The sequence below is a fragment of the Actinacidiphila epipremni genome, assembly GCF_012034175.1.
In the GTDB taxonomy this organism is placed as follows: Bacteria; Actinomycetota; Actinomycetes; order Streptomycetales; family Streptomycetaceae; genus Actinacidiphila; species Actinacidiphila epipremni.
Window position 1 is genome coordinate 1 of the sequence record NZ_JAATEJ010000030.1, and the last position, 16,898, is coordinate 16,898.

Sequence of the window (16,898 nt, forward strand, 5' to 3'; positions counted from 1 at the left end):
GAGCGGGGTGGAGACGGTCGCGTGCCGGCTGGTCGTCCGCGACTCGGCCTGAGCGCGGAGCGCCTGCGGCGGGCGGCTGCCGTACGGGGGTCTCGGCGGGTGCCGCGGTCGCCGTCATGGCCGGAGTCACGGCCGCGGCCATTGCCGGACCTGTCGCCGAAGCCGCCTGCGACAATCACCGCATGGGGTCGGAGCGCGCGGTGACGCTGAGCGAGGTGGCACACCGCGCGGGGGTGTCGCTCACGACGGCTTCCAAGGCCGTCAACGGGCAGGGGCGGATCTCCGCGCAGACCCGGGCCCGGGTGCTCAGGGCCGCGCGGGAGCTGTCGTACACCCCGAACCGCATCGCCCGCGGCCTGAGCAGCGGGCGCAGCGGGAGCGTCGGGCTCGTGGTGGTGGACAGCCTCGCCCACCGGTTCGTGCTGCCCATCCTGCTGGGGGCGGAGGAGGCGCTCGGCGAGATCGACCTGAGCATGATCGTCGGCGACGCCCGCGGGGACGAGGCCAGGCTGCGGGCGATCGTCGACCGCTTCCGCGAGCGCAAGGTCGACGGCGTCCTCGTCGTGGGGGACAACAACGCGGTCACCCCGCGGGTGGACCTGCCGGGGCTGCCGGTCACATACGTCTACGGCGAGACGGGCGCGGGAGGCGTGGCGCATGTGCCGGACGACCGGGCCGGCGCCGAGGCGGTGGCCGGGCATGTCGTCGGGACCGGGCGCGATCGGCTCGCGGTGGTGACCGGTCCGCGTACCGGGCGGGCGGTACGGGAGCGCGACGGCGGGACGCGGGCGGTCCTGGAGCGGCACGGCCTCGCCCTCGCCGCGCCGGTGGTCCACACGGCGTGGTCGCAGCGGGCCGGCCGGCTGGCCGCACGGCGGCTGCTGGCGGAGCACCCCGGGCTCCAGGCGATCGTGTGCGGCTCGGACCAGCTCGCGGCGGGCGCGGTCGAGGCGGTACGCGAGCACGGCCGCCGGGTGCCGGACGACGTGGCGGTCACCGGCTACGACAACTGGGCGGTGTTCGCGCTGGAGACCGATCCCCCGCTGACCACCGTCGACATGAACCTCGAAGTCCTCGGCGCGGCGGCGGTGCGCGATCTCTTCGGGATGATCGACGGCCGGCCGGTCGGCAGCGGGGTACGGCTGCACGGCTGCTCGCTGGTGGTGCGGGAGTCCACGGCGACGGACTGAGCAGGTGGGGAAGCGCTTCCCCTGCTGATGCCCTCCCGGCGCCCCGTCTGCGCCCTGCCGGCGAGCGCATGCCCGGCAAGCGGTCCTCGTGTGCGGTGTATTGACAAGCCGTTCACCCTTCGGGAACATCGCGGCAACACGAACGGCCTGGCCCAGGCCAGGTGTTTCCTGCGCTCTGCATACCGCCTGAGGCGTCCCACCCTCGGCGCTTCCTCCGCCCGGTCGCACGGCAGATGCCGTGCCTGCCTGGGGAAGCGCTTCCTCAGATTCGGCCAACTCCACAGTCAGGGAGCCAGACTTGTCCGCATACATTCCTGCCTCGTCCTCCTGCGCCGGTCCGCCGGACCGGCCCGCCCGTCAGGCCGCGCCCGCCCACCGGCGGTTCGCGCGGCGGGTGCTGCCGCACACCGCGCTGACCGCCCTCTTGATAGCGCTCACATTCGGCGCCGCCTCCCCCGCCCACGCCGCCGGCAACACCCTGACCGTCAACGTGGGTACGACGGTCCGCCCGGTCACGCACGTGGCGGCGGGCGGCCTCTACGGCGTCGACACCGGCACGACCCCGCCCCTCGACCAGCTCTACCCGCTGCACGCCAACACGTTCACCCAGCCCCCGCCGGGCACGCAGCAGCTCGGGAACGGCGCGACCCACCCCTGCTGCGACGCGCTCGGGGTGGCCGGCAAGGTCACCAACGCCGGGGCCCAGCAGTACGTGCGACTGCCGGACATCTTCAAGACCTTCCCGTACAACTGGGTCAGCTGGGCGGACTGGGAGTCGAAGGTCGCCACTATGGTGAAGGCGCGTGTGAGCGCTAACACCACGACCAACATCGCGGGCTACGAGATCTGGAACGAGCCCGACGCCAACTGGACGACCAGCACGGGCGGCAACGCGGGGACGTACGACGCGGCGTGGACGCGTACGTACAAGGACATCCGCGCCATCGACACCACGACGCCCATCGTCGGGCCGGGCGAGTCGGCGTACAACCACGCCTGGATGCTCGACTTCATGACCAACGCCAAGAACACCGGCACGCTGCCGGCGGTCGCGGTGTGGCACGAGTTGCAGGACCAGAGCTACCAGAACGTCCAGGCGCACGTGAACGACTTCCGCGCGATCGAGACGTCGCTGGGCCTGGCGCACATCCCCGTCTCCATCAACGAGTACGCCTCGACGGGGCAGGTCGACCAGCCCAGCGTCGCCGTCCACTACATGGCCGCCTTCGAGCGGGCCGGCGTGCACGACGCGGAGCGCGCGTACTGGTACGAGGCCGGGACGCTGAACGGGCTGCTCTACAACAACCAGCCCACCGCGTCCTACTGGGCCTACAAGTGGTACGGCGACCAGTCCGGCAACATCGTCCAGACGGTGCCGCAGTCCTGGCTCGACGGCGTCGCCTCCTACGACGCGAGCCGCAAGCAGGTCAACGTGGTCTTCGGCGGTGACAGCGGCAGCAACACGGTGCGGGTGACCGGTCTTGGCGTGCTCGGCTCGCAGGTCAAGGTGACCTTGTCCCGTACCGAGAACACCGGCCGGCACACCAACGAAGCCGCTCCGGTGACCGTGTCGACGGCGACCTACACCGTGGCCTCGGACGGCAGCATCTCGGTGCCGGTCAGCGGCATGGACGCGGTCAAGGCGTACCAGCTGCTCATCACCCCGACGTCGGGCGTGCCGAGCTGGCAGCAGACGTACGAGGCGGAGAACGCCACCGTCGTCAACGCCAACCGCTTCACCTCCACGTCGGCGTCGGGCGGCGGCTACGTCGGGCAGATCGACAACAACACCGACATGCGCACGGACAGCTTCGTGGACTTCCTCGTGAACGTCCCGACCGCGAAGACGTACACGATGGCCATCAAGTACGCCAATGCCACCGGCGCCACCGCCACGCAGGGGCTCGCCTACAACGGCGGCGCGTGGTCGACGGTCACCTACCCCGCGACCTCCTCGGGCTGGGGCCACCCCACCGGCCAGGCGAGCGTCTCCGTGAACCTGAAGGCCGGCTACAACATGATCCGCCTGGCGAAGGGCTCCCCCGGCTTCTCCGGCGGCACCGGCTACGCGGAGCTGGACAGCATCACCCTCAGCTGATCCCCCCACAGACCGCCCCGCGGCGGGGCCGCTCCCCCGCCCCGCCGCGGGGCGCACGGGTGGGGGTCTCAGGCGGGGGCGCCGAGCGGCGGGTGGTCGAGGACGCGGGGCTTGTACTCGACCAGTTGGGTGCGGCCGTCGAAGGTGCGGTGCTCGGTCATCTCCAGGGCGACGTCCGGGTAGCCGTCGTAGATGCGCTCTTCGCCCGTGGCCCCGGTGATCACCGGGAACATCACCACCCGGAAGCGGTCGACGAGCCCGGCGCGCAGCAGGGAGCGGCACAGGCTGATGCTGCCGATCGTGCTGAGCAGCCCCGTGCCGGCCGCCTTCAGGGCGCGGACCGCCTCGACGGCGTCGTCGCGGACGAGCGTGCAGTTGGCCCACGTCAGCGGGTCCTCCAGGGAGGAGGAGAACACCACCTTGGGCGCCTGCGTCAGCTCGTCGACGGACGCCTCCTCCTCGGGCCTGAACTCGTCCTGGCCGGCCGGGACCTCGCCGGCGGCGAAGCCCGACATCAGGCGGTAGGTGTTCGCGCCCATCAGGTAGGTGGCCTCGGGCTGCTCGCCGAGCCATGCGAGGTACTCCGGGCCCTCAAGTCCCCAGAAGCCGGGCCAGCCCTCTCCCGACGCGTAGCCGTCGAGGGTGGTGATGAAGTCGACGAGAAGCTCCGACATGCCGGTGTCCTTTCTTCGGTGTCATGTCACGAGCGTGGACCGGCCGGGAGCCGCAAACTCATCGGTCGTGCGCTGACGGCGTGGCGCGTCGTCGTCCCTCGGCCGCGCACACCGCGGCGGAGCCCGGCCGGCAGCACGTCGGGCCTGCGGGCTCATGCCTCGGCGGACGGAGCCGGCTCAGTAGTTCGGGTAGACGACGAAGCGCGGGCGGGCGAGTCGCCGGGGCCGGTCGGCGAGCTCGGCGAGGGCGGCGCGGATCTCGCGCAGGTGGTCGGTGGTCAGCTGCAGCGGGGGTTCGTGCGGCTGGTAGGTGGTGCGCACCGGGTAGTCCACGCCCGGTTCCGTGGTCATCTCGATGTGGCAGCCCAGGACGTGGGTGACCGGTCTGCGCCCGCAGAAGTCGATCAGCCGGTCGATGGTGCGGGTGAATTCGGGCCAGTCGTTGACGTAGAGCCGGCCGGGATAGACGGTGTCGCCGGTGAGCAGGAAGCCGGTCCACGGGTCGTAGTACGTGACCGCTGCCTCGTGGTGCCCGGGGGTGGCGAGGCACTCCAGCACCCGGCCGCCCAGATCGACCCGGGCCACGGCCGCGGGGTCCCGGTCGAAGCCGAAGTGCTTCCAGGCCGTGCCGAGGTCGGCGCCGACCACTGTCGTCCCGGGGCGGTCGGCGAACTGGCCGTCGCCCGCGATGTGGTCGCCGTGGGCGTGCGTGTGCAGCACCAGCAGGCGGTAGTCGGGGCGCGGGTGGCGGGCGAGCCATTTATCGACGAGTTCGTCCACGACCTGGCGCAGGGGGAAGAACTCGGCCGACGCGGTGGCTCCGGTGTCGATCAGCACTGCTTGCGTGTTGCCGAAGAGCAGGAAGAGGAACGGCGCCTCGAAGTGGACCGCCATGTTCTGCCGCAGGATGACGGTGTGCTCGTCGTAGGCGTGGACCTGGATGTCCGGGTCGGTGTTGTGCTTGGCCGACGGGGAGCCGTGGATCCACCGGACGTCCAGGTCGCGGGGCCGGGGAACCGGGCTGCCGAAATCGACGAGGTGCGTGCCTGCGGCCATGACGTCTCCCGAGTGCGTCGTCTTGGCGGGCCGGGTACGGCGCACATCTCGTCCGGGGCCGGCGTTTTCAGCCTCCGCCGGGACGCTACCACGCCGGTGCTCCACGGCTCCGCCCGCCGGCCGGGGGGCGCTCACGCGTCGGCGACGACGATGTAGAACGTCACCGTGGCGAGGAAGAACCCGCTCGCGAGGTGGTCCAGCCAGCGCCACGCGCCGTCCTCGGTGAGGTAGCCGGCGGCGACGGCGCGACGGGTGTTGCGCTCCAGCCCGAGGACCTTGTCGGCGGCCCCGGCGTCGCGGAAAACCGGGGTCACGGGGAGGACGGCGGGTACCGCGAACCCGGCGTCCGCCGCCAGCCGCGGCAGCCGGCTCCCGATACGCGCGTTGGCCACGGCCTTCTCCGTGACGTAGCGCGTATAGGCGTGCGACAGGTCGCCGTCCGGGTGGTCGACGGTCAACGTGCCCCAGTCCGGCTCCCCCATGACGAGCCGCCCCCCGGCCCGCAGCACCCGTCGTACCTCGCCCAGCACCCGGGCGGGGTCGGCCACGTGCTGCAACACCCGGTCGGTGCGGGCGCGATCGGCGCTGCGGTCCGCCAGCGGAAGCTCGTGCACGTCGCAGCTCCTGACGTCGACGACGTCCTCCCCCACCGTCCGCTCGGCCGCGGCGTCCACCGCGACCTGGTCGTGGTCAAGCCCGATCACGGCCCCGGCTCCGCCGACCGCCTCGGCCAGCGCACCGAGATCCGTCCCGGGCCCGCACCCGAGATCCACCACCGTCTGCCCGGCCCGGACATCGAGCTCCTCAAGCATGCGCTTCTTGTACGCCCGGCCCAGATCGCTCGCGGCAAGCCAGTCGAGGTAGGCGATCGGGTCGGGCGTGTCGGTCTCGAACATCGCGGAGGTCATGCCCACAGTCAACCAACTGCGTCGGCCCGCGGGGGGCTTACCAGCCGGCAGCCCGGCCGTCCTGGTCCGGGACAACGTCCGCCTGCACCCGGCCAAGCCGTTTCGCGCGACCACGGCCCGAACATGCGCTCGATAACATCGCTCCGCCAGGAAGCAAGCTTCCCCGTCCGACGAAGCGAGAGAGCGCATGAGCGACGACGTCCTGTCGGTGATTCCGACCGACCCGCAGTGGCAGCCCGACCAGGCGGCAGCCGACCGCACGGTGGCCATCGTCGCCGAACTGGCCCTGCGGCTTCGCACGCTTCGAGATCGCCATCTGGAACCCCGAGCGCAACTGGTTCAGCGACGAAGAACTCACCACCCTCGCCAACGCGCTCGGACACCCCGTCAAGCAGGTCAGGGCGCACATCTAGCACCCCCGCCAACCCGGCATCCCACCGCTCAACGCCAACGGCACGCCGTCCAGCCAGAGCCCTAGCGTCGGCTCCCGCACCCTCGGAGGGAAGGGCCGGTTCAGCGCTCGCGTCCGCGGGGCTTGAGGGGGGTCGGGGGGAGGGGTGGGGCTTCGAGGCGGGGGGCTGCGTAGCCGTGGACCTCGCCGAAGCGGGGGCCGGTGGTCCAGTCGGCGCGGGCCTGGGCGATGTCGTCGTGGGAGCGGGCGACGAAGTTCCACCACATGACGATGCGTTCGGCGAAGGGTTCGCCGCCCAGGAGCATGAGGGAGGCTGGGGTGGGGGCGCGGAGGGGGAGGTGGGGGCGGCCGGTGCCGAGGTAGAGGAGGGAGCCGGGGGTGAGGGGGACGCCGTCGACTTCGGCTTCGCCGGACATCGCGAGGGCGGCGTACTCGAAGTCGGGGTGGAGGGGGAGGCGGGTGTCGGTGCCCTCGGCGAGGGTGAGGTCGGCGCCGACGAGGGGGGTGTAGGTGGTGCCGGGTGAGCGGGTGCCGTCGAGTTCGCCGAGGATGACGGTGGCGTGCAGGCCGTTGCCGCCGGTGACGGTGGGGAGTTCCGCGTGGTGCTCGAAGGCCGGCGGGACGGTCAGGTGGGTGCCGGGGAGGGCGACCCACAGCTGGGCTCCGTGCAGGTAGCGGGCGTGGTCGCGGGGGGACTCCTCGGAGTGCGAGATGCCGTGGCCGGACGTCATGAGGCCGAGTTCGCGGGGGCGTACGGTCTGCTTGCTGCCGAGGCTGTCGCGGTGCAGCACCTCGCCGTCGTGGAGCCAGCTCACCGTTTGCAGGCCGGTGTGCGGGTGGGGCGGGACCTGCATGCCGGGTTCGCGGGCGATGTCGTCGGGGCCGTAGTGGTCGACGAAGCACCAGGCGCCGACCATGCGCCGGCCCAGGTTCGGCAGCAGCCGGCGCACTTGCGTGCTCTCGCCGAGCGGCACGGTGCGGCTGGTGAGCAGGTCGCGGACGGGGGCGGCGGACACGTTCTGACGGCCGCCGCAGACGGTGGCCGCGGGCTTCACGTCGAGGTTGCTCATGCCCCGATCATCCCCTGGGCCTACGTACGTACGCGGGAGGCAGGCGGAGTGGAGGCTGCGCCCGGCGGCCGGCTACCCGGGCCCCACTGCTCGTGGCACGCTTCGCTCGGGCCTGTCGGCCGGCTCGGGCCAGGAGGCGTACACGAGGGGCGGCTCAGTCCTCCGGGAGCGTTGCGTACGGGCTCTGCGGGAGGTCCACCAGGTGCTCGGGGATGTCGGCGAGGCAGCCGCGCAGGCGTTCGCCGAGGGCCTTGGCCTGGGGGTCCGCGCCGGTGGAGGCGGCGACGCCGTCGCCGAGGAGGCCGTGGACGACGAAGTTGACGGCCCGCAGGTTGGGCAGCTCGTGGCGGCTGACGGGCAGCCGGGCGGTCTCCGGGAGCAGGGCCCGCAGCCGGGGGACGTCGAGGTAGCCGCTCAGCCACTGGTAGCCGCGCTCGTCGCGGGCCCAGACCCCGACGTTGGCGTCGCCGCCCTTGTCGCCGGAGCGCGCCCCGAGCAGCGTGCCCAGCGGCAGCCGTACCGTCCGGCCCGAGCCCGGCTCGTACGGCTCGGGGCGCCCGGCCCGCCCGGCGTGGGGCAGCGCGGCCAGCGGCGGCTGGGGCTGCGGCGGTACGGCGTCGGCGGCGGGCGGTCCCGGCGGCACCTGGGGCGGTGCGGTCGGCGGTCGCGGTACCGCCAGCCGGGTCCCGTCGGCCAGTACGGCCACCGCCTCGACCTCCTGCGCCGCGATCAACGCCGGCCAGTGCACGCCGAATTCGGTGGCCCGCGCGCTCGCGTGCTCCAGGTACAGCCCCGGGTAGCCGGCGAGCGCCGACCCGGCGACGGCGGTGAAGAAGCCGCGCCCGGCGACCTCGGGGTCGGCGTCCTTGACGGTGAGGGTGAGCCGGTCGCAGCTCCCCCCGTGCTCGCGCCGCAGCTCGTACGCGGCGAAGCCGGCCGGGCCGCCGGTGGCGTCGCGCAGCGTGGCCTCGCAGAAGTCGGCCTTGGCGTCGAGGTCCAGCCCGGTGAGCACGAAGGTCGCCGCGTTGCGGTAGCCGCCGCGGTGGTTGAGGCACACCTTGAGGTGTTCCGGCGCGGGCTCCCCCGCGACGGGGCCGACCGCGACCCGGTCGGGGCCCTGCTGGCTGAGCCGTATCGTGTCGAAGCGGGCGACGACGTCGGCGTTGAGGTAGCGGGGGCGGTCGATCTCGTAGAGCAGTTGCGCGGTGACGGTGTCGACGGTGACCGCGCCGCCGGTGCCGGGGTGCTTGGTGATGACGCTGGAGCCGTCCGCGGCGACCTCGGCGATCGGGAAGCCGGGGTGGACGGGGTCGGGGATCTCGGTGAAGAAGGAGTAGTTGCCGCCGGTGGCCTGCGTGCCGCACTCGATGATGTGGCCGGCGGCGACCGCGCCGGCCAGCGCGTCCCAGTCGTCGAGGGCCCAGTCGTACGCCCAGGCGGCGGGGCCGACGACGAGGGAGGCGTCGGTGACCCGGCCGCAGATCACGACGTCCGCGCCCGCGCGCAGCGCCCGCGCGATGCCCCAGCCGCCGAGGTAGGCGTTGGCGGTGAGCGGCTGCACGCCGGAGCCGGCGAGCGGGACGCCGGTCGCGAGGTGGGCGAAGTCGTGGCCCGCCGCCTGGAGTCCGGGCAGCCGGGCCAGCAGGTCGTCGCCCTCGACGTGGGCGACCGCCGGGTGCAGCCCCGCCACGGCGGCCAGTTCGCGCAGCTTCGCGGCGAGCCCGGCCGGGTTGAGGCCGCCGGCGTTGACCACGACCTTGACGCCGCGCTCCAGGCAGCTGCCGAGCACATCGCGCATCTGGGCCAGGAAGGACAGCGCGTAGCCGGCCCCCGGGTCGCGGGCCCTGGCCTTCCAGAGCAGCATCATGGTCAGTTCGGCCAGGTAGTCGCCGGTGAGGACGTCGATCGGGCCGCCCTCGACCATTTCGCGCGCGGCCGACAGCCGGTCGCCGTAGTAGCCCGAGCAGTTCGCGATCCGCAGGGCCTGCCGCCGTACGCTCACCCGTCTCTCCCGTCACGTCGATCCCGGGCTTTGGACTGCGCCCGCATCATCCTTGCCGCCCTTCGCGGCGCGCAAGACCGCGCAAGGGGGGCACACGGGCGGGGTGGTTGAATCGCGGTATGAGCGACGGTGCGGAAACGGCGGGGATCGCGGCGGACGGCGGGCGGACGGGGCAGGCGGCGGACGGGTCCGCCGGGCTCAGCGCGGACGAGGTCCTGGACATCGTCGACGAGCACGACGTCGTGGTCGGGCAGGCCCGGCGCGCGGAGGCGTACGCGCGCGGGCTGCGCCACCGTACGGCCTTCGTGCTCGTACGCGACGGTGCCGGACGGGTGTTCGTGCACCGGCGCACCGCCGGGAAGCTGGTCTTCCCCTCGCTGTACGACATGTTCGTCGGCGGCGTGCTGGGCACGGGCGAGTCGTACGACGAGGCCGCGCTCCGGGAGGCCGAGGAGGAGCTGGGCGTCAGCGGGCTGCCGCAGCCCGAGCCGCTGTTCCGCTTCCTGTACGAGGAGGACGGGCACAGCTGGTGGTCGGCGGTCTACCAGGTGCGGTGCGACCTGCCGGTGTCCCCGCAGGTGACGGAGGTCGCCTGGCACGGCTTCCTCACCGAGGAGGAGCTGGCCGGCCGGCTCACCGAGTGGGAGTGGGTGCCGGACGGCCTGGCCGCCTACCGCAGGCTGCGCGACTGGTGGGCGGAGCACCCGGAGCGGGCGTGAGGGCGGCTTCTTGACCGGGGCCGCGGCTTGGCCATGGGCGCGGGGCTCGGCATAGGGCGCAGGCTCGGCAATAGGTGCAGTGCCCGGCCCAAGGGACAGGCTCGGCAATACGCGCACGGCCCGGCATAAGGCGCAGGCTCGGCCCAATGCGCAGGCTCGGCAATACGCAGCGGCGTGGCAATGTACGCAGCCGCGCCGCGCGCCCTCACAGCAGCAGGAACCCCGCCAGGACGGACACCGCGTTCGCCGCCGCCGACGCGGCATAGGGCGCCGGGCCGCGCAGCCGCAGTGCGCGGGCGAGCAGCGCGCCCTCGACCAGCAGCACCGCGGCCTCCGCGGCGGCGAAGGCGGGCCAGTAGGCGCCGCCCGGCACATGGCGGAGGAACCACCACAGCGGCGGGTGCGTCACAAGGTTGACCATCACGGCGACGCCTGCCGTACGCAGCGGCGGGGAGCCGGCCGCGGCGGCCAGCGCGGCCGTGTAGACGGGCACCTCGGTCGCGACGGTGAGGGCGAGGGCCACGGGGTACGACACGGCCGGATCGTGTCACGGGGAGGGAAGCGATGGCCAGTGCGGGGGTGGCCGCCGGCGGGGTGCTCGGCCGGCGGCCATGGAGAGGCGCCAACGGCGCGGGCGCGGGCAGGGCAGGCGGGAACGGACCAGGCGGGGACGAGGCCCGGGCGGTGGGCGCCGCGCCCGTCGCCGGCTTCGCGCTGCTGACCGTCGCCGTGCTGGCGCTGTCGCTGCGGATGCCGGCCGGCACCGCGGTGGTGGGCCTGGCGAGCCTCGGCATCCTGCACAATGTGCTGGAGCTGCGCTATATGGCGGGCCGTTTCGAGCAGGTGCTGAAGGGCCCGTTCCTGCGGCTGCTGGCCGTGCTGATCACCGGCGTCGTGGTGTGCCGGGTGCTGCCCGCGTCGGCCGGGACGCGCGACGCCGAGATCCTGCTGGCGTACGGGCTGCTCGCGGCGGCCTGCGCGTACGCGCTGCGGCACCGCCCGTGGGCGCTGGCCGCGGCGGGCGCGGGGATCGCCGCGGCGGCGACGGCGTCGCTGAGCTTCCCGGCGTACCACTTCGTGGTGCTCACGCATCTGCACAACGTCGTGCCGCTGTTCTTCCTGTGGGAGTGGTCGCGCGGCATGCGGCGCGGGCGGCGGCTGTTCCGGGCCGTCCAGGTCGGGTGGGTCGTGGTGATCCCGGCGCTGATCCTGGCCGGCGCGCTGGACCCGCTGATGGGCGGCGGCTCGGACTGGACCAGGCGGCTCTCGGTGGCCTACACCCCGCCGGCCTGGCTGCACAGCGGCGCCGACCTGCGCTTCGTGACCGTCTTCGCGTTCATGGCGCTCATGCACTACCTGGTGTGGGTGTGGTTCATGCCGCGCTACGCGCCGGACACCACCGCCGCGTTCGAGCGGCGGGTACCGGTGCTGAACGCCCGCCGGGCATGGGCGCTGGGCCTGGGCGCGGGCGCGGCGCTCGCCGCGCTGTTCGTCAGCGACTACGACCAGGGCACGTCGCTCTACGCGGCGCTGGCCAGTTACCACGCCTATCTGGAATTCCCCGTCCTGCTGATGCTCGTCCTCGGGACGGGCCCGCGGACCGCCGCCACCGGAGGCGCCAAGTGATCGCGAACCGTTCCGCCGTGCTGCTCGCCGACATCGCGCCCGACCCGGACCGGGGGTCGGGCGGCGGGCACACCGCGCTGGTCGTGGTGTCCGTGATCCTCGTCGTGGCGGTGGTGGTGCTCGTGTACGCCGCGTTGCAGCGCCGCCGCCGATGAGCCGGGCCCCCGGCACCGCGGGTGGGGCGCGGGGCCGGGGGTCCGCGGCGGGTCACGGGCAGGCGGAGGCGAAGGCGGGGGGCTCCGCGGGTGGGCCAGGACCTGACCGCTTAGTGTGGTCGGGTGAGCGTTTTCGACCAGCTGGACGCCGCTCGTGACGCCGTCCGGCTGTGGTTCGCGCCGGCCAGGGTCCAGGAGGAGGGCGAGACCCCGGACTACCGTTTCTCGCTCGCCAACGAGCGGACCTTCCTGGCCTGGATCCGCACCGCGCTCGCGCTGATCGGCGGCGGTTTCGCCGTCGACCAGTTCCTCACCGACCATCTGACGCACTGGGCGCGGGTCGCGCTCGCCCTCGCGCTGCTCGCGGGCGGGGTGGCGTGCACGCTGCGGGCGGTCAACCACTGGGTGCGGTGCGAGCGGGCGATGCGGCAGGGCGCGAACCTGCCGGTGTCCCGCTTCCCCGCGGTGCTGGCGCTGATCGTGGCGGTGATCGCGCTGGCGATGGTGGGCGTGGTGGTCGCGGGCTGGGCGGGATGACCCGCCGGCAGCCGGTCGAGACCGACCGCGACCCGGGCCTGCAACCGGAGCGGACCCGGCTGGCATGGCGCCGCACCACGCTGAGCTGCGCGGTGGTGGCGGTGCTCGCGGGCCGGCAGGCGCTGCCCGGCGGGAGCACGTACGTCACCCTCGCGGTGGGCCTGGCGGCGCTGGCCTTCCTGGTCTTCCTGCGGCTGGCGCACCGCCGGATACAGCAGCTGAACGCCGCGCAGCCAATCCTGCTGCCGGCCGGGTCGGCGCTGGCGGTGGCCGCCTGCATGCTGGGGCTCGCGCTCTTCGGCGCCGCGGTGGTGTGGTGGTGACCGGACGCCGGGCCCGGCGTCCGCGAGACCGCGCTCAGCGCCCCCGGCCGCGCAGGGCGCCGGCGAGCGCGCGTACGTCCCGGTCGGCGAAGGCCGGCTCCGCGGCGAGGGTACGGACCAGGCCGCCGCGTACGGCCCGGGTGCGGCCGGCCGCGACCAGGGCCAGCGACTCGCGCAGTGCCGAGGGCAGCTCGTCGTGGTGCCAGGGGGCGGTGGCGGCGTCGTCGAACCAGCGCGTGGCGGGGAAGGCGCGGTGGAGCTTGGGCTGGTGGTCGCCGTAATAGGTCCAGACCCGGTACGGCAGCGAGACGTTGACGACGTGTCCGGCCGGCAGCGTACGCACCCAGGGCGCGGACTGCGGTGACTGCTGCCAGCGCCAGTGGTGCGGTGAGGTCCGGCCGCGGACGGTGACGCCGACGTAGCGCAGTTTGCGGCGGACGACCGGCCACGGCTCGCGGCTCTCGGCGATCCAGGCGGCCAGTTCGCGGTGCAGGGTGTCGAAGGTGCCGCCGCCGGCGACGACGTCTGCCAGCGCCACGGGCCGCCTGCGGCGGGCGAGGGCGTATGGTTCCAGGCCCGCGGCGGCCAAGTGCTCGCGCAGCCGGCGGCGCTCGCGCTGCCCGTAGCGGCCGTGCAGGCCGGACAGCGGCAGCCGGAGCAGCCGGACGGTGCCGTCGGCGTCCTCCAGGGCGCCGGTGAGCAGGTCGTACATGCTGTCGAGGGAGCGGCCGACGAAGCACAGATCGGCGGCGTGCGCGCGGGCCAGGACCTTGCCGGTGCAGACGGTCAGCTCCGGCAGGTGCCAGGGCTCGGCGGTGCCGGCCCCCGCGGCGAGCGTGCCGAGCCGCGCCTCGCGCGTGCCCCCGGAGCGGGACAGCGACCAGCGGTAGGGCTGCGGCGGGGCGGCGCGCTCGGGGGCCGGCGGGTGAGCGGTCACGCGTCCCAGTGCAGCACCGCGGGAGGGTGCGGGCCAACGGGATTTCGGCGGGCGGCCGGTACGGGGGTACGGAGCCGGTACGCGGCCGGTACGGGGCCGGTACGGGGCCGGTACGGGCTCGTGCGGGTCCTCGGGCCCGGTCCTGCGAGCCGGGGCGCGGGCGGACCGGGCGGGCGGACCGGGCCCACGCGTCTCACGATGCGTCACCTACTTGACCGGTCGCGCCCCTCCCTGCCAGGATGGCGTCACCGGTTCAACCGGTGACGCAGTCACCGAGGAGCCGGTCCCGGGCGGACACCCCGGCCGGGACGACCACGCGGCGGACGGCGACCGCGCGCCGCACACACATGAATGGGGCTCCTGCCATGACCGTCAGCTACACCGCCACCGTGGACGTCACCGGCGAGGGCCGCAACGGCGGCACCGCCCGCTCCGACGACGGCCTGCTGGAGCACGACCTGGCCATCCCCAAGGAGCTCGGCGGCGCCGGTACGGCGACCAACCCCGAGCAGCTCTTCGCGGCCGGCTGGGCCGCCTGCTTCCTCGGCGCCCTCCGCCGGGCCGCGGCGCTGCGCAAGGTGCGGCTCACCAGCACCGAGATCACCGCCGAGGTGACCCTCAGCCAGGACGAGGACGGCGAGTTCGGGCTGTCCGCCGCACTGCACCCGCGTATCGGCGGCGTCGACCAGCAGACGGCGCAGGAACTCGCCGAAGCCGCGCACCAGATCTGCCCCTACTCCAAGGCGACCCGCGGCAACATCGCGGTGACCGTCACCGCGACCGCCGTGTGAGCCGCGACCAGGACGCGGGTCCGCGTCCGGGTCCGGACCCGGGTCCGGACGCGGCGCGGGCGGCCAGCAGGGCGCATGCCACCAGCGCCACCGGGAGCACCCCGGCCCACGCCGGGGCCGTCCGCAGCACCGCCATGCAGATCCCCGCGCCCACGCTCATCGCACCGAGCCGGGCCGGCACCCAGCGGCTCGGCCGGCCGGCGCCCACGCCCTTGACGATGTACGTGGCCAGCGTGCCCGTCAGGTAGGTCGTGGGCGCGGCCGAGCGGCCGGCCGCGACCATGGCGGCGGCCTGGATGCCCATCGCGGCGGCGGCCCCGAACTGCAGGGCGTTGCGGGCCGATTCACCCGGCGTGCCGCCGAGCGCCGCCCAGACCCCGGCGCCCGCGCCCAGCAGCGCCGCCTCCCCCGCCAGGCACGCCGTCACCCGCCCCGACCAGTGCGCGGGCGGGCTCGACGCGCGCCGGGTGAGCCCGGCGGTGACACCCGCGCCCAGCCCGAAGCCGCCGAGCGCCAGCACTGCCCCGGTCACGGCCGACCCCTGCGCGCGGCCGACCGCCATCCCGAGCAGCGCCAGATTGCTCGTCATGACCCCGGCGAACACCCGGTCCAGCGCGGTGAAGGAGATGGTCTCCACCGCCCCCGAGGCCGCCACGAGCAGCACCACGGCGAGACGCAGCGCGGTGCCGGGTGCGGCGGACTCCGCGGACCGCTCCGGAACGGGGTCACTCACGGTTCCGGAGTGTAACCCTTCGTGGCAGCCCTTTTACGGGGCAGGATCCGGCGCGGGCCCCGAACTCCCGTGCACCTCAAGGCGCGAGGATGTCCAGCTCGCGCAGGGCGCCGACGCAGATCTGCCGCATCAGGTCCTCCGCGGCCCGCGCGTCCCGGGCGCGTACCGCCTCGGCGACCCGGACGTGGAGCGTGACGGCGGCCGGATCGGGGGCAGTGAACATCACATGGTGTTCGGTACGGCCCGTCAGGACCTCGGCGACGACGTCGCCGAGCCGGGCGAACATCTCGTTGCCGGACGCGGTGAGCATCACGCGGTGGAAGGCGATGTCGTGGACGAGATACGCCGCCAGGTCCGCGGCGCGCCCGGCCGCGGCCATCTCCGCTGCCAGCACGGTCAGTTCGCGGCACTGCCCGGGGGTCGCGGCCTGCGCGGCCAGTCCGGCGGCGACCGGCTCGACGGCGGTGCGGAGCGTGGTCAGGGAGCGCAACTGGCGGGAGCGGTCGGTGCCCGCGAGCCGCCAGCGGATGACGGCCGGGTCGAAGACGTTCCACTCCTCGGTGCGGCGCACGGTGATCCCGACCCGGCGGCGGGTCTCGACGAGGTGCATCGCCTCCAGCACCCGCACCGCCTCGCGGACGACCGTACGCGAGACGCCGTAGCGGGCCTCCAGCTCGTCGATGCGCAGCACCGTGCCCGGCGGGTGCTCACCGGAGGCGATGGCCTGGCCGAGTTCGGCCAGCACGCGGGAGTGGAGGTGCTCGGGCATGGCGACAGCCTACGGGCCACCACAGTCGTATGACGTTTGCATCACAGCGGCTTGAATAAGTAGTACCTATGGTGGTCAGATGTCGGGACGCCGCCGTAGGCCCGCGCCGGGCCGTACGCCGGCGCGTAGCCGTACCGGACGTACACAGCAGGAGGCAGGAGCGATGACGGCTGAGGCGGCCGGGCCCGCGGGACCGGCCGGGACCGCGCCCGGATCCACGTCCGAGTCCGCGCCCGAACCCACGAAGGTGTCCGGCTCGGTGTCCGAGGGGGCGCTGCCGGTGGTCGTGGTCATGGGGGTGTCGGGGTCGGGGAAGTCCACGGTCGGCGGGCTGCTGGCCGAGCGGCTCGGGGTGGTCTACGCCGAGGCCGACGACTTCCACCCGGCCGCCAACATCGCCAAGATGTCCGCCGGGCACCCGCTCGACGACGCCGACCGGGCGCCCTGGCTGGACGCGATCGCCGCGTGGATCGCCGAGCGCGGCGGGCGGGGCGGCGTGGTCAGCTGCTCGGCGCTGCGCCGCCGCTACCGCGACCGGCTGCGGGCCGCGGCGCCCGACCTGTTCTTCCTGCACCTGGACGGCTCCGCGGAGCTCATCGGCTCCCGGCTGGCCGCCAGGATGCAGCACTTCATGCCGCCGGGGCTGCTGCGCTCGCAGTTCGAGGCGCTCGAACCGCTGGCCGCGGACGAGTCGGGGGCGGTCGTCTCCATCGAGGGCGGTCCCCAGCAGATCGCCGAGCGGGCGCTCGCCGCACTCCCCCGGGGCGCCGCCCGTTGACGTACGCACCCGGCTGACCGCAGCCGCACCGGATCCCCCGCGCCGCCCCCGGCAAGGCGCCCCAGCCGCGCGCCCACCCGGACGCGCACCCCCCGCCGTACCGCACCACCCCCCGCCCGC

18 protein-coding genes and 1 riboswitch are annotated in these 16,898 nt (G+C 74.1%); of the genes, 9 read left to right on the forward strand and 9 right to left on the reverse strand.

Going from position 1 to position 16,898, the window contains the following annotated elements; genetic code table 11:
• Nucleotides 1-182: 182 nt before the first annotated feature.
• Both HCN08_RS29020 and HCN08_RS29025 read left to right on the forward strand, forming a co-directional pair.
• The gene (locus HCN08_RS29020; protein ID WP_167986263.1) at nt 183-1,190 is read left to right on the forward strand and encodes a LacI family DNA-binding transcriptional regulator; all 1,008 of its coding nucleotides are present in this window, start codon (nt 183-185) and stop codon (nt 1,188-1,190) included.
• Nucleotides 1,191-1,488: 298 nt separating this feature from the next.
• Nucleotides 1,489-3,288: a carbohydrate-binding protein gene (locus HCN08_RS29025; protein WP_206319378.1), complete on the forward strand. Its 1,800-nt coding sequence runs from the start codon at nt 1,489-1,491 to the stop codon at nt 3,286-3,288.
• Nucleotides 3,289-3,356: 68 nt separating this feature from the next.
• On the opposite strand, the gene HCN08_RS29030 is transcribed toward HCN08_RS29025, so the two are convergent.
• The 5 genes from HCN08_RS29030 to HCN08_RS29050 all read right to left on the reverse strand — a co-directional run bounded on the left by HCN08_RS29030 (nt 3,357) and on the right by HCN08_RS29050 (nt 9,410).
• Nucleotides 3,357-3,962, reverse strand: a complete 606-nt coding sequence (locus HCN08_RS29030; protein WP_167986264.1) for a dihydrofolate reductase family protein — start codon at nt 3,960-3,962, stop codon at nt 3,357-3,359.
• Between the two features lie 177 nt (nt 3,963-4,139).
• The gene (locus HCN08_RS29035; protein ID WP_167986265.1) at nt 4,140-5,018 is read right to left on the reverse strand and encodes an MBL fold metallo-hydrolase; all 879 of its coding nucleotides are present in this window, start codon (nt 5,016-5,018) and stop codon (nt 4,140-4,142) included.
• A gap of 11 nt (nt 5,019-5,029) precedes the next feature.
• Nucleotides 5,030-5,096, reverse strand: a riboswitch (guanidine-III (ykkC-III) riboswitch).
• A 53-nt stretch (nt 5,097-5,149) separates the two neighbouring features.
• Nucleotides 5,150-5,926: a methyltransferase domain-containing protein gene (locus HCN08_RS29040; RefSeq protein WP_167986266.1), complete on the reverse strand. Its 777-nt coding sequence runs from the start codon at nt 5,924-5,926 to the stop codon at nt 5,150-5,152.
• A 513-nt stretch (nt 5,927-6,439) separates the two neighbouring features.
• Nucleotides 6,440-7,408: a pirin family protein gene (locus HCN08_RS29045; RefSeq protein WP_167986267.1), complete on the reverse strand. Its 969-nt coding sequence runs from the start codon at nt 7,406-7,408 to the stop codon at nt 6,440-6,442.
• A 154-nt stretch (nt 7,409-7,562) separates the two neighbouring features.
• A complete protein-coding gene (locus HCN08_RS29050; protein ID WP_167986268.1) occupies nt 7,563-9,410 on the reverse strand; it encodes an acyclic terpene utilization AtuA family protein in 1,848 nt (615 codons plus the stop codon).
• Nucleotides 9,411-9,529: 119 nt separating this feature from the next.
• Between HCN08_RS29050 and HCN08_RS29055 the strand changes: the two genes are divergently transcribed.
• Nucleotides 9,530-10,129, forward strand: a complete 600-nt coding sequence (locus HCN08_RS29055; protein WP_167986269.1) for an NUDIX hydrolase — start codon at nt 9,530-9,532, stop codon at nt 10,127-10,129.
• Between the two features lie 205 nt (nt 10,130-10,334).
• Here HCN08_RS29055 and HCN08_RS29060 read toward each other — a convergent pair whose 3' ends face one another.
• Complete coding sequence (locus tag HCN08_RS29060) at nt 10,335-10,664, reverse strand: hypothetical protein (protein WP_167986270.1); 330 nt, start codon at nt 10,662-10,664, stop codon at nt 10,335-10,337.
• Between the two features lie 29 nt (nt 10,665-10,693).
• On the opposite strand from HCN08_RS29060, the gene HCN08_RS29065 reads away from it, so the two are divergent.
• From HCN08_RS29065 to HCN08_RS29080, 4 genes are all read left to right on the forward strand, one after another.
• Nucleotides 10,694-11,755 (forward strand): hypothetical protein, encoded by a 1,062-nt coding sequence (locus tag HCN08_RS29065; protein ID WP_167986271.1) that lies wholly within the window; start codon nt 10,694-10,696, stop codon nt 11,753-11,755.
• Nucleotides 11,752-11,910, forward strand: a complete 159-nt coding sequence (locus HCN08_RS29070; RefSeq protein ID WP_167986272.1) for a hypothetical protein — start codon at nt 11,752-11,754, stop codon at nt 11,908-11,910. The genes HCN08_RS29065 and HCN08_RS29070 overlap by 4 nt, the downstream gene beginning before the upstream one ends.
• 123 nt (nt 11,911-12,033) lie before the next feature.
• Nucleotides 12,034-12,447 carry a YidH family protein gene (locus HCN08_RS29075; RefSeq protein WP_322974747.1) on the forward strand — a complete coding sequence of 138 codons (414 nt, stop codon included), beginning with the start codon at nt 12,034-12,036 and terminating at the stop codon, nt 12,445-12,447.
• The gene (locus HCN08_RS29080) at nt 12,444-12,770 is read left to right on the forward strand and encodes a DUF202 domain-containing protein (RefSeq protein WP_167986273.1); all 327 of its coding nucleotides are present in this window, start codon (nt 12,444-12,446) and stop codon (nt 12,768-12,770) included. Before HCN08_RS29075 ends, HCN08_RS29080 begins: the two co-directional genes overlap by 4 nt.
• 34 nt (nt 12,771-12,804) lie before the next feature.
• Here HCN08_RS29080 and HCN08_RS29085 read toward each other — a convergent pair whose 3' ends face one another.
• Nucleotides 12,805-13,707 carry a hypothetical protein gene (locus HCN08_RS29085; RefSeq protein WP_167986274.1) on the reverse strand — a complete coding sequence of 301 codons (903 nt, stop codon included), beginning with the start codon at nt 13,705-13,707 and terminating at the stop codon, nt 12,805-12,807.
• Nucleotides 13,708-14,072: 365 nt separating this feature from the next.
• Here HCN08_RS29085 and HCN08_RS29090 point away from each other — a divergent pair, with 365 nt between their 5' ends.
• Nucleotides 14,073-14,498: an organic hydroperoxide resistance protein gene (locus HCN08_RS29090; protein ID WP_167986275.1), complete on the forward strand. Its 426-nt coding sequence runs from the start codon at nt 14,073-14,075 to the stop codon at nt 14,496-14,498.
• Here HCN08_RS29090 and HCN08_RS29095 read toward each other — a convergent pair.
• Together HCN08_RS29095 and HCN08_RS29100 are read right to left on the reverse strand one after the other, a co-directional pair.
• Entirely contained in the window at nt 14,479-15,231 is a 753-nt protein-coding gene (locus HCN08_RS29095) for a DUF1275 family protein (protein ID WP_322974748.1), read from the reverse strand. The two genes, HCN08_RS29090 and HCN08_RS29095, sit on opposite strands and share 20 nt — an antisense overlap.
• A gap of 76 nt (nt 15,232-15,307) precedes the next feature.
• Nucleotides 15,308-16,000, reverse strand: a complete 693-nt coding sequence (locus tag HCN08_RS29100; protein WP_167986276.1) for a FadR/GntR family transcriptional regulator — start codon at nt 15,998-16,000, stop codon at nt 15,308-15,310.
• Between the two features lie 163 nt (nt 16,001-16,163).
• Between HCN08_RS29100 and HCN08_RS29105 the strand changes: the two genes are divergently transcribed.
• Nucleotides 16,164-16,778 (forward strand): gluconokinase, encoded by a 615-nt coding sequence (locus HCN08_RS29105; RefSeq protein WP_167986277.1) that lies wholly within the window; start codon nt 16,164-16,166, stop codon nt 16,776-16,778.
• Nucleotides 16,779-16,898: the final 120 nt, after the last annotated feature.

What these genes read in the sequence shown, in the direction of transcription:
- HCN08_RS29080 (WP_167986273.1), top strand. Translation starts at nt 12,444, where the DNA reads ATGACCCGCCGGCAGCCGGTCGAGACCGACCGCGACCCGGGCCTGCAA.
- HCN08_RS29055 (WP_167986269.1), top strand. Translation starts at nt 9,530, where the DNA reads ATGAGCGACGGTGCGGAAACGGCGGGGATCGCGGCGGACGGCGGGCGG.
- HCN08_RS29045 (WP_167986267.1), bottom strand. Translation starts at nt 7,408, where the DNA reads ATGAGCAACCTCGACGTGAAGCCCGCGGCCACCGTCTGCGGCGGCCGT.
- HCN08_RS29100 (WP_167986276.1), bottom strand. Translation starts at nt 16,000, where the DNA reads ATGCCCGAGCACCTCCACTCCCGCGTGCTGGCCGAACTCGGCCAGGCC.
- HCN08_RS29040 (WP_167986266.1), bottom strand. Translation starts at nt 5,926, where the DNA reads ATGACCTCCGCGATGTTCGAGACCGACACGCCCGACCCGATCGCCTAC.
- HCN08_RS29035 (WP_167986265.1), bottom strand. Translation starts at nt 5,018, where the DNA reads ATGGCCGCAGGCACGCACCTCGTCGATTTCGGCAGCCCGGTTCCCCGG.
- HCN08_RS29090 (WP_167986275.1), top strand. Translation starts at nt 14,073, where the DNA reads ATGACCGTCAGCTACACCGCCACCGTGGACGTCACCGGCGAGGGCCGC.
- HCN08_RS29065 (WP_167986271.1), top strand. Translation starts at nt 10,694, where the DNA reads ATGGCCAGTGCGGGGGTGGCCGCCGGCGGGGTGCTCGGCCGGCGGCCA.
- HCN08_RS29030 (WP_167986264.1), bottom strand. Translation starts at nt 3,962, where the DNA reads ATGTCGGAGCTTCTCGTCGACTTCATCACCACCCTCGACGGCTACGCG.
- HCN08_RS29020 (WP_167986263.1), top strand. Translation starts at nt 183, where the DNA reads ATGGGGTCGGAGCGCGCGGTGACGCTGAGCGAGGTGGCACACCGCGCG.
- HCN08_RS29105 (WP_167986277.1), top strand. Translation starts at nt 16,164, where the DNA reads ATGACGGCTGAGGCGGCCGGGCCCGCGGGACCGGCCGGGACCGCGCCC.